Raw genomic sequence first — 22,080 nt, forward strand, 5'->3', positions numbered from 1 at the left:
GTTTAAAGGCTTAATTTGTATTTGAAGCCAAATAAATCAGTAGTATTCACTAACCTGTTTCAGAAAGTGCAGTGATCAGAAGAAAATAAAGCTGTTTTTATGCTTTTGTCTAGTCCTCAATAGGGACTATGGTGAAAGTAGGAGATGGAATGGCCTTAAAGTGATTGCTCGAGGTAATGGGAATAGTTATTGCCTGCTTTGGTTTAAATAGATTAATCATTACAATTAGTTTGATGCTATGAATTCTTTTAAAAACAAACCCTGATTATGAGATTCAATGCAAGGATAATGGTAATTCTCGGTTTCTTTCTAAGTATTTGCCTGATTGTGGGTGTAGGAGCTGTTACTTACTTTAGTGTTACAAAATTATTGAAATCGGTAGAGTCTTTGTCTGTCCCCAATGAGAAATTAAGAAACCTTAATCAGCTTTTGGCAGATATTTATCAACTTGATAAATCCAGAAGTGTATTTGTAGAAGAAGACACTGCTCATAACTTTGATTATTATAACCAGATTCAAAATGAAATAAAAAAGCTGGAAGCAATTGTTACCGACTCTTCAGAATTGAAAAAGGTAAGAGGTATCAGCTACAGTGTCAATGAATTAATGGTGGTTTATAAAGGTCTGGAGGATGTGAAGAAGAGTCTCTACAATAGGAATTTCAGCAATGAAGCACTTTATAATATTGAAAGGAAAATAAAGCGAAAAGAAGAGTTAAGCAGATTACAGAATTTAGGAAAAATAAGAATTGGTATAGATCCTTCAGCTCGTAGGGATCAAGGCGCTTCCTCTGAAAAAACACCTGCCGGCAGAAGTAAAGACGTAGTTGCTGCAGGAACCTTGGCTGGAGACGGGAAGGAGGACATGGATAAAATCAGGGGTACTTTAAGACAGAATCTCAACCGTATAAATCCAGTGGATGACGATGTTCCGATAAGCTCAGACTCTATTATTTATACCGTTAGACAGATGGTGTCGGATATCAATAATGAAGAGCAATACCTTCGATCCAGACTCAGTGAACTGGAACAAGAGCTAAATGAAAAAAACAGAACCCTGATAATGAATATTCAGGGAATAGTCACCTCACTCCAAAACGAATCGCTATTAAAATCAAATGCAGAAAACGATTCTGCTTATGAATTAACCTATAAGCTCTCCATATTATTGGGCATTATAATAGCCGTTGGAGTGGTGGGTTCATCAGGTTTTATTTTTAGTATCGTAAGAGAAATAAAGAAATCAGAAGTTTATCAGGAGAAACTTGCCGAAGCTAAAAGGCGTTCTGATAACCTTGCAAAAACGAAACAGGACTTTTTGGCTAGCATGAGCCATGAAATCAGAAATCCACTCCATGTGATTCAAGGATACAATGAGGCACTGCTCAAGAGCAACTTGAAGGAAGAACAAACGGAGTATGTGAGAATGATCCAATTTGCTTCGGGTACTTTAATAGGAATAGTCAATGACATTCTTGATTTTTCTAAGCTTGAAGCTGGGAAAATTAAACTTGAAAAAAGGATTATAGATCCAGAATCATTTTTTAAAGACATTCATTCTTTTTTCAAACAGAAGGCATTGGACAATGGTCTTTCACTTGAATTTTCAGTCTTGCTTCCTAAAAACAAATTTTTGCTTGGAGATGACCTGAGGATTAATCAGATAATGAATAATTTATTGTCCAATGCAGTAAAGTTTACAGAGGAAGGGAAAGTTTCTGTGAAAGTGTCTGTAGATGAAATGAGCAACCTTTTGGTTGATGTGGAGGATACAGGTATGGGGATGGATGAAAAACTACAATCCAATCTTTTTAAAGAGTTTAACCAAGGCGACGGAACCATATCAAGAAAATATGGAGGTACCGGGCTAGGATTGGCTATTGTGAAAAAGCTTGTAGACCTTCAAGGAGGACAAATAGGTGTGGAGAGCACACCTGGAGTAGGGACAAAAGTATCCCTTTCAATTCCTACCACATTGCTGGATAAAAAGGAAGAAAGCCCTATGCTGACAACCGTGCCTGAAAGAATGGAAGGATTAAAAGTACTTCTTGTGGATGATGATGAAATGGGTTTAAAGTTTGCCACCCTATTGCTCAATTCTTTAGGGGCAGAGGTGATTTCTTATATAGGAGGGGTGGAATTTATGAAGGAATTTGAAGAGGATGATTTTGACCTGATTCTTTTGGATATTCAAATGCCTGAAGTGGATGGATATCAGGTATTTAATGAAATAAGGAGTAGGGAAAAATACAAAGAAGTACCCATACTGGCCATGACAGCCAATGTTTTTACCCAAGATAGGGAGAGTATGATGAAAGAAGGTTTCGATGGCTTGCTATTAAAACCTTTTAATGAGACCGATCTAGTAAAGAAGATCCTCGAGTTTGTCAAACCCGCTCAAGAAGAAGTATTGGATATTGAGCCGGCTAAGTTAAGCCCTTATGTTGAACCTACTGAAGGAAGTACTGATAGGGGAGATTATGACCTAGAGGACATAAGACGTTTCTGCATGGGAGATGAAACATTGTTTAAAGAGGTGATTGAAGGGTTTTATACCCAAACAGGTTTAGATTTAATTAGGATAAACAAAGCCTGTGACAAAAAGGATTACAAAAAAGTTCAAGCCATTGCTCACCAACTATCAAGTCGACTGGGGCAGTTGAAATTTAAATATAGAAACCTTGCAATAGCAATTGAAAATGACTTGAAAAGGGGCAATACCAGTAATGTTCAGGAAAAAGTATGGGAGTTGACAGAAAAAATCAACACTCTTTTGGAGGATCTGGCAACTCAGTTTGGATATGCTATGGCCGATTAGTCCAATCCATACTTTTCAAGTTTGTTGTAAAGAGTTTTTCGGTCCATGTTCAAAACTTTGGCCGTTTTGGACTTATTAAAGCGCATTTCTTCGAGCGTTTTAATTATAAGGGCTTTCTCTTGGTCTTCAAATGAACTTTTCAGGTCCTTAGCTGAATTGATGTCGATGGGCTGAAAGGGCTCAAAGTCCAGAAGTTCCGATGGGATTACCTTTGTTTGAATAAGGCCATCACCAGTTAGCAAAACCGCTCTTCTTATGATGTTTCTAAGTTCACGGAGATTCCCCGGCCAATGGTATTCTCTGAATATTTTTTCTACTTCAGAACTAAAGCCCTCGACATTCCTGTCTAGGTTTATATTGCTTTTTTCCATGAATAATTTAGAAAAAAACATCAGGTCTTCTAACCTTTCTCTTAAAGGTTGAGCACGAATACTGAATTCATTTAATCTGTGAAAAAGGTCTTCTCTAAATAAACCTTGCTTGGCCAAGTCTTGAAGATCTTCATTGGTAGCAGTGATGATTCGTACATCTACTGAAATGTCCTTATTGGCACCAATTTTTCTGATTTTCCGCTCTTGAATAGCTCTCAGAAGCTTGATTTGAATCTCGTAGCTTAAATTTCCTATTTCGTCCAGAAATATTGTTCCGCCATTGGCATTTTCGAAATGACCTGTTTTATGGTCTATGGCACCGGTAAAGGCACCTTTTACATGACCAAAGAGTTCACTGCCAGCAAGGTCTTTGGATAATGCGCCACAATCTACAGCAACAAAGGGCCCATTGGCTCTTTTTGACTTTTGATGAATTCGTTTAGAAATGTATTCTTTACCTGTACCGCTTTCGCCTAGTACTATAATACTTAGGTCAGTAGGGGCCACCAGTCCGATGTGTTCTTCGATTTGCAGGGCTTCTTTACTTTTCCCGATTTGGTAATCCAATTCGGAAAGCTTATCCCCTTTAGGAAGGGATTTACTAGCTTGTTGAGCAGGCCTTGGACTTTTTTCGTTTTTTAAAGCCTGCTGCACAGTAAGTAGAAGTTCGTCAGGGTGGATTGGTTTGGTAATGTATTCAAAAGCCCCCATTTTCATGGATTTTACGGCTGTTCTAATGTCTGAATAATTTGTAATCAAAATTACAGGCAATTCAGGACGATCATACAATACTTTATCCAAAACTTCCATACCTGTCCCATCAGGTAATCTGTAGTCTGTGATGATTAAATCAACTTGATGCTTTTCATAATAACTAAGTCCGTCAGCTACTTTTGCACTACTGATCACCTCGTATCCATTCTTCTCTAAAAACTTACTTATGATTTTAGAGTAGGTAAGGTCATCCTCAATTAAAAGAATTTTCGCCATATAAAATAATACCCATTAAAGTTTAAATATAAAGTAAAAGCACCGATTTCACAATCAGTGCTTTTTAGTAAACGTTGGCTTAGCTGTTAATTTTTTCAAAGTTGGGAGACTATTAGTCCGTTTTTGTCATATAGGACCATTATGTTGAAATAGTCTGTGTCCTTAAAACAAACGTCATAGAAGTCGTTATTATTTTTAGATATTCTTTTTACTGTTCTTATTTCCAGATTGTTAATAAGGCTGTCCGTTTGAATAACATGTTGAATACTCTTAGGTAAATCAGCAATAGAAATATTGACGGTGTCCGAAATGGAGCCTCTCGTATCATATACGGATGATTGGAACAGATAGTTGTCGTTATTAACTTCTAACATCTGTTGGCTGGTTCTCTGGGGTTTGGCCAGAGGGTTAATCATAATAAGGATAAATAGAATGATTACACCAAGCCCAATAATAATTTGACGTTTCATGATAGAATGGTTATAGGTCAAGAAAAGCATTAATTGTGCCAACCCTGATCAAGGAAGTTAAACTAAAGGGCACCTTCGGAAATATGGGTAAATAGTACCCATTTTGATGAGAAAAATGACTTTTGTAACATCAAAAAACTTTACTAACTTTGTTATGCTCAGCATATGGAATGCATTCATTATTGCATATTCTGGGTTTTAATTTTAATTATATTTAATCCTTCGCTTGCATTTCCCTGGGTGCGTGAACCCAGGGATTTATTTTAAATTTTTAGTACATATGGCCATCGACGCACAATCTCCCATTGGGATTTTTGACAGTGGAATAGGAGGGTTAACAGTAGCCAGGGAGGTGAAGAAATTACTACCAAATGAGCAAATTGTTTATTTCGGTGATACCGCTCATTTGCCTTATGGGGATAAAAGTACGGCAGCGATCCAGGCTTATTCGGTAAAAATTGCAGATGTCTTGATCAAAGAAAAATGCAAGCTGATTCTAATCGCTTGTAATTCTGCTTCTGCGGCTGCATTTGATCTAGTGAAAGCCTATGTGGCTTCCAAGGCGCTTGTTGTAAATGTGATTGACCCCGTAGTTAGTTTTCTAGGCAAGCACCATAATGGAGAAACGGTGGGATTGATAGGCACTAAGCAGACGGTGACTTCAGGAGTCTATTTGCAAAAAGTCAATAATTTAGGTGTAGGCATACAGATGAAATCCTTAGCCACTCCCTTACTAGCTCCCATGATTGAAGAGGGCTTTCACTTGCAAAATATTAGTAAGGACATTATTGCCTCTTATTTGGGACAGACAGAATTAAAAGAAATCCAGACTTTGGTGTTGGGTTGTACCCATTATCCTTTGATAAAAAATCAAATTCTAGAATTTTTTAATGGAAAGATTGAACTTATTGATGCTTCAGAAACGGTGGCCAGATCAGTGGCCGACCTACTAAAGTTTAATGGACTTTTGGCTGAGAAAAAAACCACCGAGAAAGATAAATTTTTAGTCTCTGATTACACGGTTTCTTTTGAAGAAACGACCAAGCTTTTCTTTGGTAAACAGATTAAACTTCAGAAATATCCTTTGTGGGAATAGGTTATTTTCGAAATTTATCTTTTTTAGTGATTTGTTCTTACTTTTAAGTTTGGTTGATTGGGGGAACTAATTCTTAAAAAAAGACGTAACTTTGGGACGTATTTTACTCCTTTAGAATGTTATGAGTGATAAGATCAAACACGAATGTGGGATTGCCATGATTCGGCTTAGAAAACCATTACAATATTATATTGATAAATATAATACGCCGTTTTATGCTGCCAACAGATTATATGTATTGATGCAAAAACAGATCAACCGAGGTCAAGATGGTGCTGGGTTGGCAAATATTAAAATCAATACCCCTCCAGGTACAAGATATATTAGCAGATATAGGTCAGTAGAATCTGAGGCTGTTACTAAGATTTTCCAAAAGATCAATAAAAAATATAAAAAGTCTAAGAAGTTAGGTACTGAAGAGGATTTGATGAATGCTGACTGGATAAAAGAGAACACTGCTTTTTCTGGTGAGGTCTGGCTTGGTCACCTTAGGTATGGCACGCATGGGCAAAACAGCATCGAAACTTGTCATCCATTTTTAAAACAGAACAATTGGCGGAGTAGGAACTTGGTGATGGCTGGCAATTTCAACATGACCAATGTGGAGGAATTGTTTGATATTCTGGTCAATTTAGGTCAACATCCAAAGGAGAAGACGGATACAGTAACCGTAATGGAGAAAATTGGCCACTTTCTCGACGAAGAAAACCAAAGAATTTTCGATAAGTATAAAGAGAATTTTTCAAACGAAGAAGTCACTGAAGTAATAGAGCAAGAGCTTGATGTAGCGAGGATTTTAAGAAGAAGTTGCAGAGATTTTGATGGAGGCTATGCAATGGCCGGATTAATTGGGAATGGGGCAGGCTTTGTTGTGAGAGATCCAATAGGCATACGACCAGCTTACTATTACGCAGATGATGAGATAGTAGTAGTGGCCTCTGAAAAACCACCTATTAAAACAGCATTCGATATTGATTACAAGCAAATAAAAGAGATTCAGCCCGGTAATGCTTTGATTTTTAACAAGGATGGCTCTTATGGGGAATACGAAATCATTCCTCCAAAGGAGAAAAAATCTTGTAGTTTTGAAAGAATTTATTTTTCCAGGGGTACTGACCCTGATATTTACAAGGAGAGAAAAAATCTCGGAAGGGCTTTGGTCCCTCAAATACTGAAGTCCATTGATTTTGACCTTAAGAACACCGTATTTTCTTATATCCCTAATACAGCTGAAACAGCTTATTATGGAATGATTGAGGGGTTGGAAGATTACTTAAGTGCCAAGCGTAAGGAAATTTTAATTGAAGGGAAACCTCATCTTGATGATTTAGAGGAGTTGCTTAATTTTAGGCCTCGAGTAGAGAAATTGGTTTCCAAAGATGTAAAATTAAGGACCTTTATCACCAATGATTCAGACAGAGATGTAATGGTGTCCAATGTTTATGATACCACCTATGAGGTGATTCGTTCAGGAGTAGACACCATAGTGCTTATTGATGACAGTATTGTAAGAGGTACTACCATTGAAAAAAGTGTGCTTACCACCTTAGATAAACTAAAACCTAAGCGTATAATTATTGTTTCTTCTGCTCCTCAGATTCGATTCCCGGATTGTTATGGGATAGATATGTCGCGGATGAAAGACTTTATAGCATTCAGAGCCGCTGTCTCTTTAATTAATGACAATGGAGGAATGGACAATCTTTTAGACAGAGTCTACAAGAAGTGCGTGGAGGAACCCACTGGTAAGGAGAACTTTGTAAAAGAGATTTATGAGCCTTTCACTGATCAGGAGATTTCTGATAAAATTGCTTCCATCGTCACCTCGGAAAGCATAGAGGCTGAAGTACACGTAATCTATCAGACTGTCCAAAATTTACATTTATCCTGCCCTGCACATACCGGAGATTGGTATTTTACGGGAGATTTTCCAACTGATGGAGGAATTCGTGTAGTAAAAAAAGCTTTTGTGAATTATATGGAAGGCAAAGAAACAAGAGCTTATTAACCAGAGAAAAGAATGATTGATGTTGCTTTATTAAAAGAAATTTGTGAATTGCCAGGGGCGCCAGGTTTCGAAAAAAAAATAAGAGATTTTATCGTAGATAAGGCCAAAGGGTTGGTAGATGAAATATCTGTAGACAATATCGGGAATGTAATTGCCATAAAAAGAGGGCTTAGAAATCCGGAAAATAAACGAGTGATGGTTGCCGCTCATATGGATGAAATAGGGTTTATTGTTACCCATATTGATGAAAATGGCTTTTTAAGGTTTCATACTTTAGGAGGATTTGATCCAAAGACCTTAACCGCCCAACGTGTCATTGTTCATGGCAAAAATAAAGATGTCATAGGAGTGATGGGAACCAAACCCATTCATGTGATGACAGCAGATGAAAAAAACAAGCTTCCTAAAATAGCTGATTATTTCATTGACTTGGGCATGGGAAAGGAAGAAGTTGAGAAGTGGATTCAGGTAGGTGATCCAATTACTCGTGAAAGGGAGTTGGTAGAAATGGGAGACTGCGTCAACTGTAAATCAATTGACAACAGAATTGCGGTTTTTATACTTCTAGAAACCTTAAAGGAATTAAAAACTCCTGCCTATGATGTATACGCCACCTTTACAGTGCAAGAAGAAGTAGGGATTAGAGGAGCCCAGGTCTCTGCACACCATATTGATCCTGATTTTGGAATAGCCCTGGATACTACCATTGCTTTTGATTTGCCGGGAGCAGCCGCTCATGAGAAAATCACAGAACTTGGGAAAGGTACTGCTATCAAAATTATGGATGCTTCTGCCATTTGTGATTACCGAATGGTGTCATTTATGAAAGCAACAGCCACTAAAAACAATATAGCATTTCAAACTGAAATATTAACTGCCGGAGGAACGGATACTGCTGGTGTACAAAGGATGGGTAAAAAAGGAGCTATTGCTGGTGCTATTTCCATACCGACCAGACATTTGCATCAAGTAATTGAGATGGCAAATAAGAAAGATGTGCAAGCAAGCATTCAACTTCTTAAAGCAAGTCTGGAAGAGATCGATAGTTTTGATTGGTCACACTGATATTTTTAACCCGGATTATGTAATAGGATTTCTCCGCCCTGACAATGGTCAGGGGTGAAGCCTGTCCCGTGTTTACGGGAAGTGTTGCAATCGCAAGAAAATAAGGCTGTTTGGATATTTTAGCATAGCACCGCTATGGTGAAATTGAAAACAGCAACGAAGTGGTTGATTTTGAAGCGATTTCATCACGTAATAGATTGTCTATTGCATATTTCGGGTTTGATCCAGAGGTTTTTCAATACTAAAAACACAAGGAAGTAAATTGGGGATATTGAAAGGTTTTTCCGATTCTTCTGAGAAGTGCTTGGAGCTAATTATACCTTATAAGGGTATGTTTAAATGAAAACCTAACCCTTATCATTTAGTTTTTTACTCTTTTTTTACTTGCTTTCTTTCCTAGGTATCTCCTTAAGTCATCATAGCCAAGATGTTCGTGATTGCTAATTGCAAAAGAATATTTGTCCGAAAAAACTAAAATAAGCTGTTTAAAAACTTTCTTATTTGCTAGGACTTCCTCTTCTTGCCAGGCCAAAAGGTCTTCCAGCTTGTATTTCTTTCGTTGACCTTTAAGTGGGAGCCAAATTTCAATTTTTTCATTCCCTGCAGCTAAAAATTTATAGCCAGCCATCATCTTTACCAAGATCAGCAATAACACAACGGTTATTATACTACAGCCGATTAAGTAGAAAAGAAAAGGGAATTCACGACTGTGGTTAAAATCATAAAGAAGATAACTTAAGCCCATAAATAATAACAGTACGATTATGCCCAAAGACAGGTAGGTACTTTTTTTAGGTTTACAACTAACCATTTCTCTTGTGTAATTGTTTCAGTTTATTCTTTGAAAATTGAATCAAATCCTCGAAAAAACGTTCAAAATAGGATTCAATTACTGCATGGTTTTCCTGAAGAAATTTTGGTGCTAATTCCATTTTGGAATCAAAGGTAGTGCGGTAAGCCATTCCGGTAAAAGAACGCTGAATGCCCGCCATGGTGCCATAGGCCATAAGCCAGTTTTCTTCCTTCATGTATTTAAATGGCAAAAGAAATTTGCTCGGAAGGATTGCTCGTTCAGATTCCAATAATTTATACACCGACTTTGTATAATCTTCCAATTTTACCGGACTGTATTGCTCCCAGTTTTTAGCTAAGAAGTAATCGAAATACATGTCTGTGATTACAGAAGAATACCTTGCAAATTTTGGTTTTAAAAGTTTTTGTGCTTCTTTAACCAAGGGATGTTTGTCTGTGTAGCTATCGATCTCCCTGTGTAGCATTATTCCGGTGATAATATCTCTTTCAAATTGCACGTTTAAATTGCCTCTAACAAAATCGCCGATAAAATTACCGACTAATACTTTGGGCTGATCAAAAGATAAATAAGCATGTGCTAAGAAATTCATGCGATTAAAGAAGGACTATTTAATTAATTTTAGGAATGATTTCCTTAATCTTGAGTATTCAAACAAGAAATAATAAATGACAAATATAACTGAAGAATTATTATATACTAAGAATCTTTTACAAATGGAATGGGTGGAAGATCTTGCCCAATTCAGAAGTTTGACTTTCAGGAAATCCATAAAGGACAAAATTCTAGCTGGAGTTTGTTGGTATCCAGTGCATTTGAATAAGGTAAAATGGGCATTTTCAGATCAACTGGTCATAGAGATTTCTGTAAATGAAACTACTTCTAATCATGGATTTCATTCTGGTAAATCCATAAGTTTATTTTCTAATGCCCAAGAAAATGACATCCAATCTACTTATTTAAATGGAGTAGTGAATAATGTGAAAGGTAATGTGATGACCTTAAGTTTGAATACGGAAACCTTGCCTGATTGGGTAAGTGAGGGCAGAATAGGCGTTAATTTGATGTTTGATGACACTTCATACAAAGTAATGATGAACACCATGGACACATTGGTGGCATCAGGAAACAACAGAATTGCTTATCTGAAAGAGGTGCTTTTAGGATATGAAAAACCAAAAATAGAAGAACAAGGAAATCAAAACAATCCTCTTTTGAATGAAGGGCAAAACAAAGCTTTGGAACTTATTAATAATGCAAAGGACCTGGCCATTGTTCATGGACCGCCAGGTACTGGCAAAACAACTACGCTTATCCAGGCAATTGTTCTGGCTACACAACAGTTTGATCAGGTTATGGTTTGTGCACCAAGTAATGCTGCGGTTGATTTATTGGTGGAGAGAATGGATGAGGCCGGGGTGGATGTTCTTAGATTAGGACACCCGGCAAGGGTAGACGAAAATATTATTCAGCGAACACTGGATGCACGTGTAATGGCCCACCCTTCTTATAAAGAATACAAAAAATTAAAAAAAGCTGCAGATGAATTCCGTCGCAAGGCCAATAAGTTTAAGCGGAGTTTTGGTCATGCAGAAAGGGAAGATCGTAAAAGAAATTATAATGAAGCAGGTCGTTGTCAGGCTGAAGCTAGGCAGCTTTATGATTACATGACCCAGTCAATCCTTTCTTCTTGTCAGGTAGTGGCATGTACTCTTGTGGGGGCAGCAACTAACCTACTCAAAGGAACGTTTTTTCAGGTTGTTTTCTTAGATGAAGCAGCTCAGGGCATGGAACCTGCTACCTGGATCCCGATTTTGAAAGCCCAAAAGGTTGTTTTGGCAGGGGATCACTTTCAACTACCTCCTACCATAAAATCCAGAGAAGCGGCCAAAGGACTGCAGAATACCCTGTTTGAGAAAGCCATTTCCAATCAACCCGAAGCGGCTCAGTTGCTGTCTCTGCAATACAGAATGGCTGAGGCAATTATGGGTTTTTCTAATTCCGCCTTTTATAATAATCAGCTACAAGCAGCGCCTAATACTAAAACTCATTATTTAATAGAGAATGAACCCTCAATGGCATTTATAGACACTGCCGGTAGTGGGTTTATGGAGTTTAAGGATAAGGAGACACTTAGTGTTAGCAATAAGGATGAAGCTAAGATGGCACTCGGCCTTTTAAAAGAACTTATTAAAAAAGTAGGCGCAAAAAACAGAGAGGGCCAACTTTGGAACGTAGGACTTATCGCTCCGTATAGTGCACAGGTTAGAATGTTAAAGGAGATGTTAGCCACAGAATCGGAATGGTTGTTTTTAAAACAAATGGAACAAAATTTGACTATTAGCACCGTAGATGGGTTTCAAGGGCAGGAGCGTGATATTATGCTTATAAGCCTCACTAGATCCAACCCACAAGGTGAAATCGGTTTTTTGGCAGATACCCGAAGAATGAACGTTGCCTTAACTAGAGCCAAAAGAAAATTAATTGTACTTGGAGACAGTGCCACCATAGGTAACAATGGTTTTTACCAGTCCTTTCTGGATTTTGTTCAAGAACAGGGGGCCTATCACAGTGTTTATGAATTTATGGAATAATTGTTCTCTGCTTACTTATCAGTTGTCAAGAAGTCCTTCATATAAGCAATGTTTATACAAGCTAGGACATCCCCAAAACTAGCAGCTGCATCCATGATTTCCAGCGGTATTTTTCTTCCATTTAATTTATTCAGCAAAACACCATATAGCGTATTTATAAAGACTTGAATTTCATGCTCAGGAATACCCTCTTTTGTATCAGCTATTAATTTCAACAAATGGGCTTGGGTTTTGCGATAAATGGCAATGTAATCAGGATCTTCTTTTAGTAGTTGCCAATGAATTTTAGCCAATTGACCTACTATTTCCTGTACATCATCCAGATGTCCCTTTTCTTTGATGCCTTGTTCCTCCATTTGATTGACCATGTTTGAAAGCCAGACTTGGGTTTCTTCCTTGTCCTTTTTGTCTATGTTCTTATGTCCTAAAACGTAGGCATTTACATCTTCCATTTCAAATTGATAGGCCCTTAAAAGGTCCTCCATTCTATACATGTACAATACATATTCTATTATATTCTCTTTTTTCTTTTTGTCAGCAATTGATTTCATAGTATTGTTTTTATAATTCTTGTTTTAGGGATTTAAGTTCTGATTCAAAAAAACTATCCCATCTTGCCTGCATTTCGGGTTTGTGCGGTTTGGTGGATTGGGCGTCATATTGTGAATCCAGTCGTTTCCAGTCTTTGAAATTTTCTCGGATAATATTGTTTAGTTGACTTCTGTGGTTCTTTTTTTCAAATTTAAATTTGTTTACAGCATTAAGTATTCTATGCCCTATAATTTGAGCGATTAAAAAATGCCCATTCTCATGATGAAGAACCCTTTTTTTTGTTTGCTCATCTTTTGTGTTAAAAAAATCATTTTTAACCTGACTTAGTTCTTTGTGAAGGTTGATCTTTACGGCAATGTCCAGAGTAACATACTCTTTGTTTTCGTTAATCTTCAAGATATCTATTACGCAGGTGCTTTGGGTTATGGCATTTATTGTTGACCTATTGCTTATAATGTCAACTTTTTTGAAATCATCCCAGACAAGACGTCGGTTAGGATGAATCAAGACAATGCCCTCAGTCTTAGTTGGGGTGTTAAGGCTAAGATCTGTTGCTGCAAACATCATTTTCCAACCAAAAAACAGAAGAAAGTAGAGTTTCATTTGAAGCATTATTTTCAGTTATTTTTGAATTTTAACCTTATCAAAGCGCCAGAAGTAGCTAGTCTGAATAATCCCAGCTGGCAAACTTCTAATTTATATGGGTAAAACATATTAAAACACTAACTATTTACTACTTTTGCACATAGTATGAACATGCAAAACACAAGAAATTTCTGTATAATTGCCCATATTGACCATGGCAAAAGTACACTAGCAGACCGACTTTTACAATTCACAAACACTGTGACGGAGCGGGAAATGCAAGACCAGCTATTGGATAGTATGGATTTAGAACGGGAGCGGGGGATTACGATTAAATCGCATGCCATCCAAATGAAGTTTCCCTATAAAGGAGAAGAGTATACGTTGAACCTTATAGATACCCCAGGTCATGTGGATTTTTCTTATGAGGTTTCTCGGTCTATAGCAGCCTGTGAGGGCGCACTTCTGATCGTTGATGCTTCTCAAGGAATAGAAGCTCAAACTATCTCAAACCTTTATCTGGCCATAGGTCATGATTTGGAAATCATTCCGGTTTTGAATAAAATCGACTTGCCAGGTGCACAACCTGAGGTTGTTGCCGAGGAGGTAATGGAAATGATAGGATGTTCCAGAGAGGATATTGTATTGGCATCAGGTAAAGAAGGTATTGGAATAGAAGACATTCTTAATGCTGTGGTAGAAAGGATTCCTGCTCCTAAAGGAGATGTAGATGCTCCTTTGCAAGCCATGATTTTTGATTCCGTATACAATCCATTCAGGGGAGTTGAAGTGTTGTTTCGAATATTCAATGGCACCATAAATAAAGGCGATAAGATCAAGTTTGTCAATACCGGCAGAGAATATGAAGCCGACGAAATTGGTATTCTGGGTTATCAGCAACAACCCCAAAAGCAATTACAAGCAGGTAATGTAGGGTATTTGATTTCAGGTATAAAAATTGCCAAAGAAGTAAAAGTAGGGGATACCATCACTCATGTGAAAAGACCATGTAGCGCAACCGTTCAGGGTTTTGAAAATGTGAAGCCTATGGTTTTCGCTGGTATTTATCCGGTTGAAACAACCGATTTCGAGGAGCTTAGGGCTTCTATGGAAAAGTTACAACTCAATGATGCCTCTTTAGTATGGGAACCTGAAACTTCAGCAGCCTTGGGTTTTGGATTTAGGTGTGGCTTTTTGGGAATGCTTCATATGGAGATCATTCAGGAGCGACTGGAAAGGGAATTTGACATGACGGTTATCACCACCGTTCCTTCTGTACAGTTTAGGGCATTAATGAATGATGACAGTTTCAAGTTGGTGAATGCGCCTTCTGATATGCCAGAACCTAATCTCTTCAAGCATATTGAAGAACCCTTTGTAAAAGCGGCCATTATTACTGCTGCTGATTATGTTGGGCCTGTGATTCAGCTCTGCATGGAGAAAAGAGGGCAAATAAAAAATCAGGTATACCTGACATCAGATAGGGTGGAATTGACCTTTGACATGCCTTTGGTAGAGATAGTGTTTGACTTTTTCGACAAGTTAAAAACGATTTCAAGAGGATATGCCTCCCTGGATTATGAATTGATTGGCTTCAAGCAATCTAACATGGTGCGACTTGATGTCATGCTTAATGGTGAACCCGTGGATGCACTTTCTGCCATTGTCCATAGAGACAAAGCATATGAATGGGGCAAGAGACTTTGTGAAAAATTAAAGGAATTGGTTCCAAGACAAATGTTTGAAATTGCCATACAAGCTGCAATAGGAACAAAAGTAATTGCCAGAGAAACGGTAAAAGCCTTGCGAAAGAATGTATTGGCAAAATGTTATGGTGGAGATATTTCTAGAAAAAGGAAGCTCCTTGACAAGCAGAAGAAAGGTAAGAAGCGAATGAGACAGGTGGGTAATGTTGAAGTACCTCAGGAAGCCTTTATGGCTGTGCTCAAGCTGGATTAAATTTCAGCACATTCTTTTTCAGCTAATTGAAAATATAAATCATTATAAAGGTAACCTTTAGTTATCTGATATTTTAGGCGATTTTGGATAAAAAAACACCTATGCAACAAAGAGAAGGATTGATAAGAATTGATGGTAAAAAAACCGCTGCGATCATTAAAGAGGAAATTGCAGAAGAAGTAGTTTTGCTAAAAAATAATGGTAAAAAAGCCCCACACCTGGCAGCGATTCTCGTTGGGAATGATGGAGCTAGCCAAACTTACGTAGGCGCAAAGGTCAAAGCTTGTGAGCAAGTAGGCTTTGGTTCTACTTTAGTTCGTTTGGATGATACAGTTTCAGAGGAAGACCTACTTAAAGAAGTAGAGAAAATAAATGACAATCCAGACATTGACGGATTGATTGTTCAATTGCCACTTCCCGGGCATATTTCAGTGGAGAAAGTTACCGCCAAGATTAAGCCTGAAAAAGATGTTGATGGGTTTACCCCTGCGAATGTAGGGCGCATGACCTTAGGTTGGCCGGCATATATAGCAGCAACACCATACGGTATTGTAGAGTTGTTGAAGCGCCATGAAATAGAGACTTCTGGAAAGCATTGCGTAGTAATAGGAAGAAGCCATATTGTAGGTTCACCCATGAGCATTTTAATGGCCCGAAATGCCTACCCAGGAAACTGTACAGTTACCATAACCCACAGTAGGACTAAAAATTTGAAAGAAATTGCCCAAAGTGCAGATATACTGATTGTAGCCATTGGTAGAGAAGGCTTCGTTACTGGAGACATGGTGAAAGAAGGCGCAGTAGTGATCGATGTGGGAATTCACCGCATACCTGATGCCAGCAAGAAAAGCGGTTTCCGTTTGGTTGGAGATGTTAACTTTGAAGAGGCTTCAAGCAAGGCTTCAGCTATCACGCCGGTACCTGGGGGAGTTGGTCCTATGACCATTGCTTCATTGTTGTACAACACACTTTTGGCAGCCAAAGGAGAAGTTTACCAATAGGTTCGCTTAAATTTATTTTAAACAAAGCGGTTCAATTACCCGCTTAACCAAAAATTATGCAAGATAAAAAAAATGCGCTTCTCAATGGTTTATCACTGCCATTGATGGAAGCTTTCTATACGATCCAAGGTGAAGGAATGTTTTCTGGACAACCTGCTTATTTTATTCGTTTGGGAGGATGTGATGTAGGTTGCGTTTGGTGTGATGTGAAAGATTCCTGGGAGGCCGAGAGATGGCCAATTGTTCCCATTTCGGAAATGGTAGCAGAAGCAGAATCTTACCCAGCACGCTTGGTTGTGATCACCGGAGGAGAGCCATTGATGCATAATCTTGGCCCTTTGACAAGTTTATTGAAAGACAAAGGTTTTCAGATAAATATGGAAACCTCAGGAGCTCATCCTTTTAGTGGGACGATCGATTGGACATGTCTGTCACCCAAAAAGTTTAAACAACCTTTACCGCAGGTCTATGAACATGCGAATGAATTGAAAGTAGTAGTTTTCAATAAAAGCGATTTTGATTTTGCACTTAAACATGCAAAATTGGTAAATGAAAAATGTCATCTTTTGCTTCAGCCTGAATGGTCAAAAGCAGAAATAATGACACCTTTGATTATAGATTTTGTGAAGGAAAACCCAGCTTGGCGGGTTTCACTTCAGACCCATAAATACATGGAAATACCTTAGAAACCATGCTAAAGAAACTCTTTATTGTCATATCGTTTGCAGGAATATGTTTTCAAGCAATGGGACAGGAGTTTTCTATAGTTGATAAGCGAGCCATTAGATTTTATGAGGAAGGAGACCAGTTTCTTAATAGAAAACAGCTTCCGGAAGCCCAAGAAAAGTTCAAAGCAGCCTACGAACGAAGCAGTGATTTTTTTGAAGCGTATTTGAAACATGCGCAGGTGCTGCTGAGTAGGGGTATGCCAGAAGAAGCATTAGCCGTTACGAAAAAGGGCCAATCAAGGCTTCCTCTTAAAAAGAATGATTTCTTTAAAGGGAAATTAGCATGGTTGGAAGGGGAAATCTATTTAAAGCAAGGAGCTTTCCAACAGGCCTTGGATATTTTTGAAGAAAATGAAGCCTATTTTGACGAATCCTTTTTGAAATCGGATGAATATGCAAACAAATTACAACAGTTAGAGATTATTGCTGAGGGAATCAAGAACCCTATTGATATAAGAAAAAAAAGGCTTCCAAGGCCTTTAAATCAATTTAGACTTCAATATTTCCCTGTACTTACGGCAGATGGTAAACGGCTGTTTTTTACAAAAAGAGATGGGATTACGGTCAAATACAACGAAGACATCTTTTTTTCTGATTTCGATGAAGGAGAATGGTCTGAGCCAGAGTCAATCTCTACTTTGATCAATTCATCCTATAATGAAGGTACTTGTACCATTTCTGCAGATGGAAATTTACTAATTTTCACTTCCTGTAATACACCTGGTTCCCATGGAAACTGTGATTTGTACATAACTGCCAGGATGAATGGAGAGTGGCAAAGCCCTACCAATATGGGTAATAAAGTCAATACGAGGTATTGGGAATCCCAGCCTTCGCTTTCTGCAGATGGGAGTTTATTGTTTTTTTCTTCCAATAGGCCAGAAGGAGAAGGTGGCATTGATCTTTGGGTGTCTGAAAGACTCGAGGATGGGACATGGTCAAAGGCAAAAAATCTAGGTTCCAGTATAAATACAAAAAAGGACGAGGTATCCCCATTTATATTTTTTAATAATACGATGTTGTTTTTTGCTTCCGATGGACATCCTGGCTTTGGAGCCAAGGATATTTTTAAAAGTGTAATTGAGGGCAATGGTTTTGGAAAACCAGTGAATATGGGCTTCCCTATCAATGATCAAAAAGACCAATTGGCATTGTTTATTACTGCCCAGAAAGATTTCGCTTACTATACGGAGAATAATTTTGAGCTTGGAAAAGTAGATAGCTCTTATTTGTATCGTTTTGATTTTCCTGAAGAAATTGATTTAGGACATGAATTGATTGTGACAAGTGGAATAGTGATTAATGAAGAAACCGGTGAAGCCGTTGAAGCGCTACTTTCATTGATTGACCTTGATAGGGATAGCACAATGTACAATTTCAAGTCTGACGGTAAAGATGGCACTTTTACGATGATTTATCCAGACAAAGAGAATTCAGGGCTTTATGTAGAAAAGCAAGGGTATATGCCTAAGATTTACAATGTAGATCGTGACAGTCTGAGGAATAAACAAGGTTTTCAGATTAATTTGGAACCCATAGCTAAGGGAAAACATTTTATTTTTGAAAATATATTTTTCGATTTTGATCAAACAGTTCTAAAGAAATCCTCTTTAAGCTCCCTAAAAAAGTTACATAAGTTTTTGCTGGATCATCCCACAGTCAAACTTTTGATTGTAGGCCATACTGACAATATTGGGAAGGACAGTTATAATTCAGAACTGAGTTTAAAGAGGGCAAAGGAAGTAAAAAAATTTTTGCTTGGGGAAGGAATTTATTCAGAAAGGCTAGAAATTGAGGGTAGAGGAGCAGCAGAGCCTTTGAGGTCGAATGATACGGAAGAAAATAGAGCATTTAATCGACGTATAGAGGTTTTTATATTGTAGAAGCACTTAAAAAACTGTGATATTTATTGAACACAACCTCGCTTACATCGTTATTATTCTACAGTCCTACTTCAATCATTGTTTATACTTCACCTAACTTATTGGAATAATCATGGAATTTGTATAAAATTGACTGATTGTTTATTTCAACATTATTATATGAGGAAAGCCATACTACTTGTAATAACCCTTCTTTCCGTGAATTTTTTGGTGCAGTCACAAACCAGAACTGTTCGTGGTAAGGTGACCACTTTCGAAGATGGCTTGCCTATCCCCGGTGCCACGGTGATGGTCAAAGGGTCTACTAGCGGAACTGTTTCAGACATTGAGGGGAATTATCAAATTCAGATAAAGGAAGATGAAAAAGTTCTTCTATTCCGCTTTGTGGGGCTGCAGCCCCAAGAGGTAGTAATAGGGAACAGGAGCAATATAGATGTAGCCTTGAATTCAGATATAACTTCCTTGGATGAGGTGGTGGTCACCTCCTATGGAGACCAAACGAGAAGAGAAGTAACTGGAGCAATCGCCTCAGTAAAAGGAGAGATTTTTCAGGATTTACCAATGCAATCTTTTGATAGGGCCATACAAGGTAGGATAGCCGGTGTGCAGGTTACTTCTGACTCAGGCCAGCCGGGAGGTACGCTAACTGTGCAGGTGAGAGGGGTAGGGTCTATAAATGCAGGAACTGAGCCCCTGTATATTGTGGACGGGGTTCAAATTGCATCAGGAGGGCTTTCGGGAGAGGGAAGTCAAAATGCACTGTCATCCATCAATCCGAGTGATATTGAATCCATTGAGGTATTTAAAGATGCTGCAGCTGCTGCCATTTATGGGGCCCAGGCAGCCAATGGAGTAGTTTTAATTACTACAAAAAAAGGAAAATCAGGAAAAACCAGGGTTCGGTTTTCAGCCCAGGAAGGAATCGTTCAGCCCATTGGGTTTTATGATGTTATGAATGCCTCAGAGCTTGCATCCATTAAGCGTCAAGCATATATAAATGCCGGACTCAACTTTAGAACAGTAGAGAGTATTTTTGGTAGCCCAAGTGATGCAGATTTACAAAATTCTGATTGGATAGATGCTTTATATAGGGATGGCAGGATGAGTGTATATGATATTTCTTTATCAGGAGGTGATGAACGAACACAGTTTTTTCTCTCAGGATCTCATACTTATCATCAAGGGCAAATCATCCAATCAGATTATTCGAGAAGTACAGGAAGAATGAACTTGTCGCACAAGGTAAATGAAAGGTTTACCATTGGAGCAAATTTTTCTCTTGCCAAACAGGTAACCAATGGGTCGATTGATAGAGGGAATTATGTCAATAGCCCCTTTGTGGCAGGTTATGCTGCAAGGCCTAATGTACCTATTTATAATGAGGATGGGACCTATGCGGAATACCCTTCCGAACATCTTTTTGGATACAATATTGTGCAGGGGGTCAATGAGGAACTTAAGCGAGCCACAAGTTACCAGTCAGTGTCTAACTTAAATATGAACTATAAAATATTGCCATGGCTAGGATTTACAGGGTTTGCCGGTTTGGACTTTTCGGACAATAGGGATGAAAACAACAGGCCTTCCACCATACCGGTATTTGCCAGTTATGGAGGGTCCTCTTATTTTGCAGACCGAAGAATTGTCAATTCGAATGCCAATGCGAATTTCAATGTCAATAAAAAGATTTTTGATGTACATACCATCAGTGGAATCCTAGGATATGAGTATAAAAAAGAAACCCAAGAAACCAATTCTGCAATAGGCCGTGGATTTCCCAATCCTGTCTTGAGGTATTTGCAGAATGCAGCAGTGCCTTTTGATGTGGGTGGGTTTTATACAGAATACATTAGATCAGGATTTTTTGGTCAGGCAAAATATGATTATGACGACAAATATAACTTTGATCTTACCATTAGAAGAGATGGTTCTTCCAGGTTTGGGAGTAATTCCAGATGGGGGACTTTTGGAGCGGTTTCTGCAGGTTGGAGGATTTCTTCTGAGCCTTTTATGAGGAATACCGATTGGGTGGATAACCTAAGGTTAAGAACTTCTTATGGTGTGACAGGCAATTCAAGTATTGGCAATTTTGAATCAAGAACCTTGCTTAGTACCGCAGGACAATACCTAGGTGGAGGAGCTTTAAGTTTTGTCCAATTGGGAAATGACTTGTTAACATGGGAAGAATCGGTCTCTACTAATATTGGAGTAGATGCTACCTTATTTAATGGAAGAATAATTGTAACCTTGGATGCTTGGAGAAAAGATTCTCGGAAGTTGCTTTTTGATACAAGATTGCCTTTGGATTCAGGCTTTGGTAGCATTACAAGAAATGCAGGAAAACTACGTAATCAAGGGATAGATTTTGATATACAGACCACTAATTTGTTAATTGGAAAATTTAGCTGGTCTACAAGGTTCAATACCTCCATATTTTCCAATGAATTATTAGAACTCTATGAAGGCCTCGATAGAGTGGGGAATGATTTGATTGTCGGAAAACCTATTGGTTTCCTGTATGGATATGAGTATGCAGGAGTAAACCCTGCCAATGGTTCTCCCATGTACTATGATGAAAATGGTGAATATACCTACCAAGTTACAGATGATGACATGAAGTACCTTGGCAGTACAATGCCATGGACCTATGGAGGGCTTTCCAATACTTTGAAATATGGGCCGGTGAGTCTGGAAGTATTTTTCCAATATCAATATGGTAATTTGGCTTTCAATCAAGATTTATACAACCTGGCACAAGCTGGTTCTATTGGACAGGATAATCAAACGAAGGATCAGTTGTATTTTTGGCGGGAACCGGGACAGATAACCAATGTGCCTATCCCTTATGAGGGAGGGCGTATACCCGGTCATTCAGGCTATCAACAGACCTCTACCAGACTTATTTCTGACGGTAGCTATATAAGACTCAAGCAAGTGACTTTAAATTATAATTTACCGAAAACTTTATTGAACAAAGTTAAAATTGAAGAACTAAATGTTTTTGTCCAGGGAATAAATTTATGGACACTTACAAAATACAATGGCCTGGATCCGGAGGTGAATTCACTGGGGACAACCTATGGAACTTATCCTAGCTCTAAACAAATGACGGCAGGTATCAACTTAACCTTTTGAAATTGAGATGATAGA

General features: G+C 38.2%; 16 protein-coding genes. 10 read left to right on the plus strand and 6 right to left on the minus strand.

Features of this window, described 5'->3' with window-relative positions:
• Positions 1–267 precede the first annotated feature (267 nt).
• The gene (locus tag CA2015_RS13735) at positions 268–2,817 is read left to right on the plus strand and encodes an ATP-binding protein (RefSeq protein ID WP_048642423.1); all 2,550 of its coding nucleotides are present in this window, start codon (positions 268–270) and stop codon (positions 2,815–2,817) included.
• Here the strand turns inward: CA2015_RS13735 and CA2015_RS13740 are convergent.
• Together CA2015_RS13740 and CA2015_RS13745 are read right to left on the minus strand one after the other, a co-directional pair.
• Positions 2,814–4,178 carry a sigma-54-dependent transcriptional regulator gene (locus CA2015_RS13740; protein WP_048642424.1) on the minus strand — a complete coding sequence of 455 codons (1,365 nt, stop codon included), beginning with the start codon at positions 4,176–4,178 and terminating at the stop codon, positions 2,814–2,816. The genes CA2015_RS13735 and CA2015_RS13740 overlap by 4 nt on opposite strands.
• Positions 4,179–4,273: 95 nt before the next feature.
• A complete protein-coding gene (locus tag CA2015_RS13745) occupies positions 4,274–4,648 on the minus strand; it encodes a hypothetical protein (RefSeq protein ID WP_048642425.1) in 375 nt (124 codons plus the stop codon).
• 280 nt (positions 4,649–4,928) lie between these two features.
• On the opposite strand from CA2015_RS13745, the gene murI reads away from it, so the two are divergent.
• From murI to CA2015_RS13760, 3 genes are all read left to right on the plus strand, one after another.
• Entirely contained in the window at positions 4,929–5,744 is an 816-nt protein-coding gene (gene murI / locus CA2015_RS13750) for a glutamate racemase (RefSeq protein WP_048644525.1), read from the plus strand.
• 121 nt (positions 5,745–5,865) lie between these two features.
• The gene (locus CA2015_RS13755; RefSeq protein ID WP_048642426.1) at positions 5,866–7,752 is read left to right on the plus strand and encodes an amidophosphoribosyltransferase; all 1,887 of its coding nucleotides are present in this window, start codon (positions 5,866–5,868) and stop codon (positions 7,750–7,752) included.
• A 12-nt stretch (positions 7,753–7,764) separates the two neighbouring features.
• On the plus strand, positions 7,765–8,817 hold the full coding sequence (locus tag CA2015_RS13760; protein ID WP_048642427.1) for a M42 family metallopeptidase: 1,053 nt from the start codon (positions 7,765–7,767) through the stop codon (positions 8,815–8,817).
• Positions 8,818–9,178: 361 nt separating this feature from the next.
• On the opposite strand, the gene CA2015_RS13765 is transcribed toward CA2015_RS13760, so the two are convergent.
• Both CA2015_RS13765 and CA2015_RS13770 read right to left on the minus strand, forming a co-directional pair.
• Positions 9,179–9,628 carry a hypothetical protein gene (locus CA2015_RS13765; RefSeq protein WP_048642428.1) on the minus strand — a complete coding sequence of 150 codons (450 nt, stop codon included), beginning with the start codon at positions 9,626–9,628 and terminating at the stop codon, positions 9,179–9,181.
• Positions 9,621–10,220: an acyl carrier protein phosphodiesterase gene (locus CA2015_RS13770; protein WP_048642429.1), complete on the minus strand. Its 600-nt coding sequence runs from the start codon at positions 10,218–10,220 to the stop codon at positions 9,621–9,623. The genes CA2015_RS13765 and CA2015_RS13770 overlap by 8 nt, the downstream gene beginning before the upstream one ends.
• A gap of 76 nt (positions 10,221–10,296) precedes the next feature.
• Here CA2015_RS13770 and CA2015_RS13775 point away from each other — a divergent pair, with 76 nt between their 5' ends.
• Positions 10,297–12,222 (plus strand): AAA domain-containing protein, encoded by a 1,926-nt coding sequence (locus tag CA2015_RS13775; RefSeq protein WP_048642430.1) that lies wholly within the window; start codon positions 10,297–10,299, stop codon positions 12,220–12,222.
• Between the two features lie 11 nt (positions 12,223–12,233).
• Here the strand turns inward: CA2015_RS13775 and CA2015_RS13780 are convergent, their stop codons facing one another.
• Together CA2015_RS13780 and CA2015_RS13785 are read right to left on the minus strand one after the other, a co-directional pair.
• Entirely contained in the window at positions 12,234–12,773 is a 540-nt protein-coding gene (locus tag CA2015_RS13780) for a DUF4924 family protein (protein WP_048642431.1), read from the minus strand.
• Positions 12,774–12,783: 10 nt separating this feature from the next.
• Complete coding sequence (locus CA2015_RS13785) at positions 12,784–13,377, minus strand: DUF922 domain-containing protein (RefSeq protein ID WP_240477798.1); 594 nt, start codon at positions 13,375–13,377, stop codon at positions 12,784–12,786.
• Positions 13,378–13,524: 147 nt separating this feature from the next.
• Here CA2015_RS13785 and lepA point away from each other — a divergent pair, with 147 nt between their 5' ends.
• From lepA to CA2015_RS13810, 5 genes are all read left to right on the plus strand, one after another.
• Positions 13,525–15,318 (plus strand): translation elongation factor 4, encoded by a 1,794-nt coding sequence (gene lepA, locus CA2015_RS13790; protein WP_048642433.1) that lies wholly within the window; start codon positions 13,525–13,527, stop codon positions 15,316–15,318.
• A gap of 101 nt (positions 15,319–15,419) precedes the next feature.
• Positions 15,420–16,319, plus strand: a complete 900-nt coding sequence (locus CA2015_RS13795; RefSeq protein ID WP_048642434.1) for a bifunctional 5,10-methylenetetrahydrofolate dehydrogenase/5,10-methenyltetrahydrofolate cyclohydrolase — start codon at positions 15,420–15,422, stop codon at positions 16,317–16,319.
• A 56-nt stretch (positions 16,320–16,375) separates the two neighbouring features.
• The gene (locus CA2015_RS13800) at positions 16,376–17,005 is read left to right on the plus strand and encodes a 7-carboxy-7-deazaguanine synthase QueE (RefSeq protein WP_048642435.1); all 630 of its coding nucleotides are present in this window, start codon (positions 16,376–16,378) and stop codon (positions 17,003–17,005) included.
• Between the two features lie 5 nt (positions 17,006–17,010).
• Entirely contained in the window at positions 17,011–18,930 is a 1,920-nt protein-coding gene (locus tag CA2015_RS13805; RefSeq protein ID WP_048642436.1) for an OmpA family protein, read from the plus strand.
• 159 nt (positions 18,931–19,089) lie between these two features.
• Positions 19,090–22,065: a SusC/RagA family TonB-linked outer membrane protein gene (locus CA2015_RS13810; protein WP_048642437.1), complete on the plus strand. Its 2,976-nt coding sequence runs from the start codon at positions 19,090–19,092 to the stop codon at positions 22,063–22,065.
• Positions 22,066–22,080: the final 15 nt, after the last annotated feature.

Origin of the sequence: Cyclobacterium amurskyense, assembly GCF_001050135.1 — a bacterium.
GTDB lineage: Bacteria > Bacteroidota > Bacteroidia > Cytophagales > Cyclobacteriaceae > Cyclobacterium > Cyclobacterium amurskyense.

Bases quoted from the DNA above. Each gene is read 5' to 3' on its own strand.
- CA2015_RS13755 (WP_048642426.1), top strand. From the start codon at position 5,866: ATGAGTGATAAGATCAAACACGAATGTGGGATTGCCATGATTCGGCTT.
- CA2015_RS13810 (WP_048642437.1), top strand. From the start codon at position 19,090: ATGAGGAAAGCCATACTACTTGTAATAACCCTTCTTTCCGTGAATTTT.
- CA2015_RS13745 (WP_048642425.1), bottom strand. From the start codon at position 4,648: ATGAAACGTCAAATTATTATTGGGCTTGGTGTAATCATTCTATTTATC.
- CA2015_RS13785 (WP_240477798.1), bottom strand. From the start codon at position 13,377: ATGAAACTCTACTTTCTTCTGTTTTTTGGTTGGAAAATGATGTTTGCA.
- CA2015_RS13775 (WP_048642430.1), top strand. From the start codon at position 10,297: ATGACAAATATAACTGAAGAATTATTATATACTAAGAATCTTTTACAA.
- CA2015_RS13795 (WP_048642434.1), top strand. From the start codon at position 15,420: ATGCAACAAAGAGAAGGATTGATAAGAATTGATGGTAAAAAAACCGCT.
- murI (WP_048644525.1), top strand. From the start codon at position 4,929: ATGGCCATCGACGCACAATCTCCCATTGGGATTTTTGACAGTGGAATA.
- CA2015_RS13805 (WP_048642436.1), top strand. From the start codon at position 17,011: ATGCTAAAGAAACTCTTTATTGTCATATCGTTTGCAGGAATATGTTTT.
- CA2015_RS13800 (WP_048642435.1), top strand. From the start codon at position 16,376: ATGCAAGATAAAAAAAATGCGCTTCTCAATGGTTTATCACTGCCATTG.
- CA2015_RS13760 (WP_048642427.1), top strand. From the start codon at position 7,765: ATGATTGATGTTGCTTTATTAAAAGAAATTTGTGAATTGCCAGGGGCG.
- CA2015_RS13780 (WP_048642431.1), bottom strand. From the start codon at position 12,773: ATGAAATCAATTGCTGACAAAAAGAAAAAAGAGAATATAATAGAATAT.
- CA2015_RS13770 (WP_048642429.1), bottom strand. From the start codon at position 10,220: ATGAATTTCTTAGCACATGCTTATTTATCTTTTGATCAGCCCAAAGTA.
- lepA (WP_048642433.1), top strand. From the start codon at position 13,525: ATGAACATGCAAAACACAAGAAATTTCTGTATAATTGCCCATATTGAC.
- CA2015_RS13765 (WP_048642428.1), bottom strand. From the start codon at position 9,628: ATGGTTAGTTGTAAACCTAAAAAAAGTACCTACCTGTCTTTGGGCATA.
- CA2015_RS13735 (WP_048642423.1), top strand. From the start codon at position 268: ATGAGATTCAATGCAAGGATAATGGTAATTCTCGGTTTCTTTCTAAGT.
- CA2015_RS13740 (WP_048642424.1), bottom strand. From the start codon at position 4,178: ATGGCGAAAATTCTTTTAATTGAGGATGACCTTACCTACTCTAAAATC.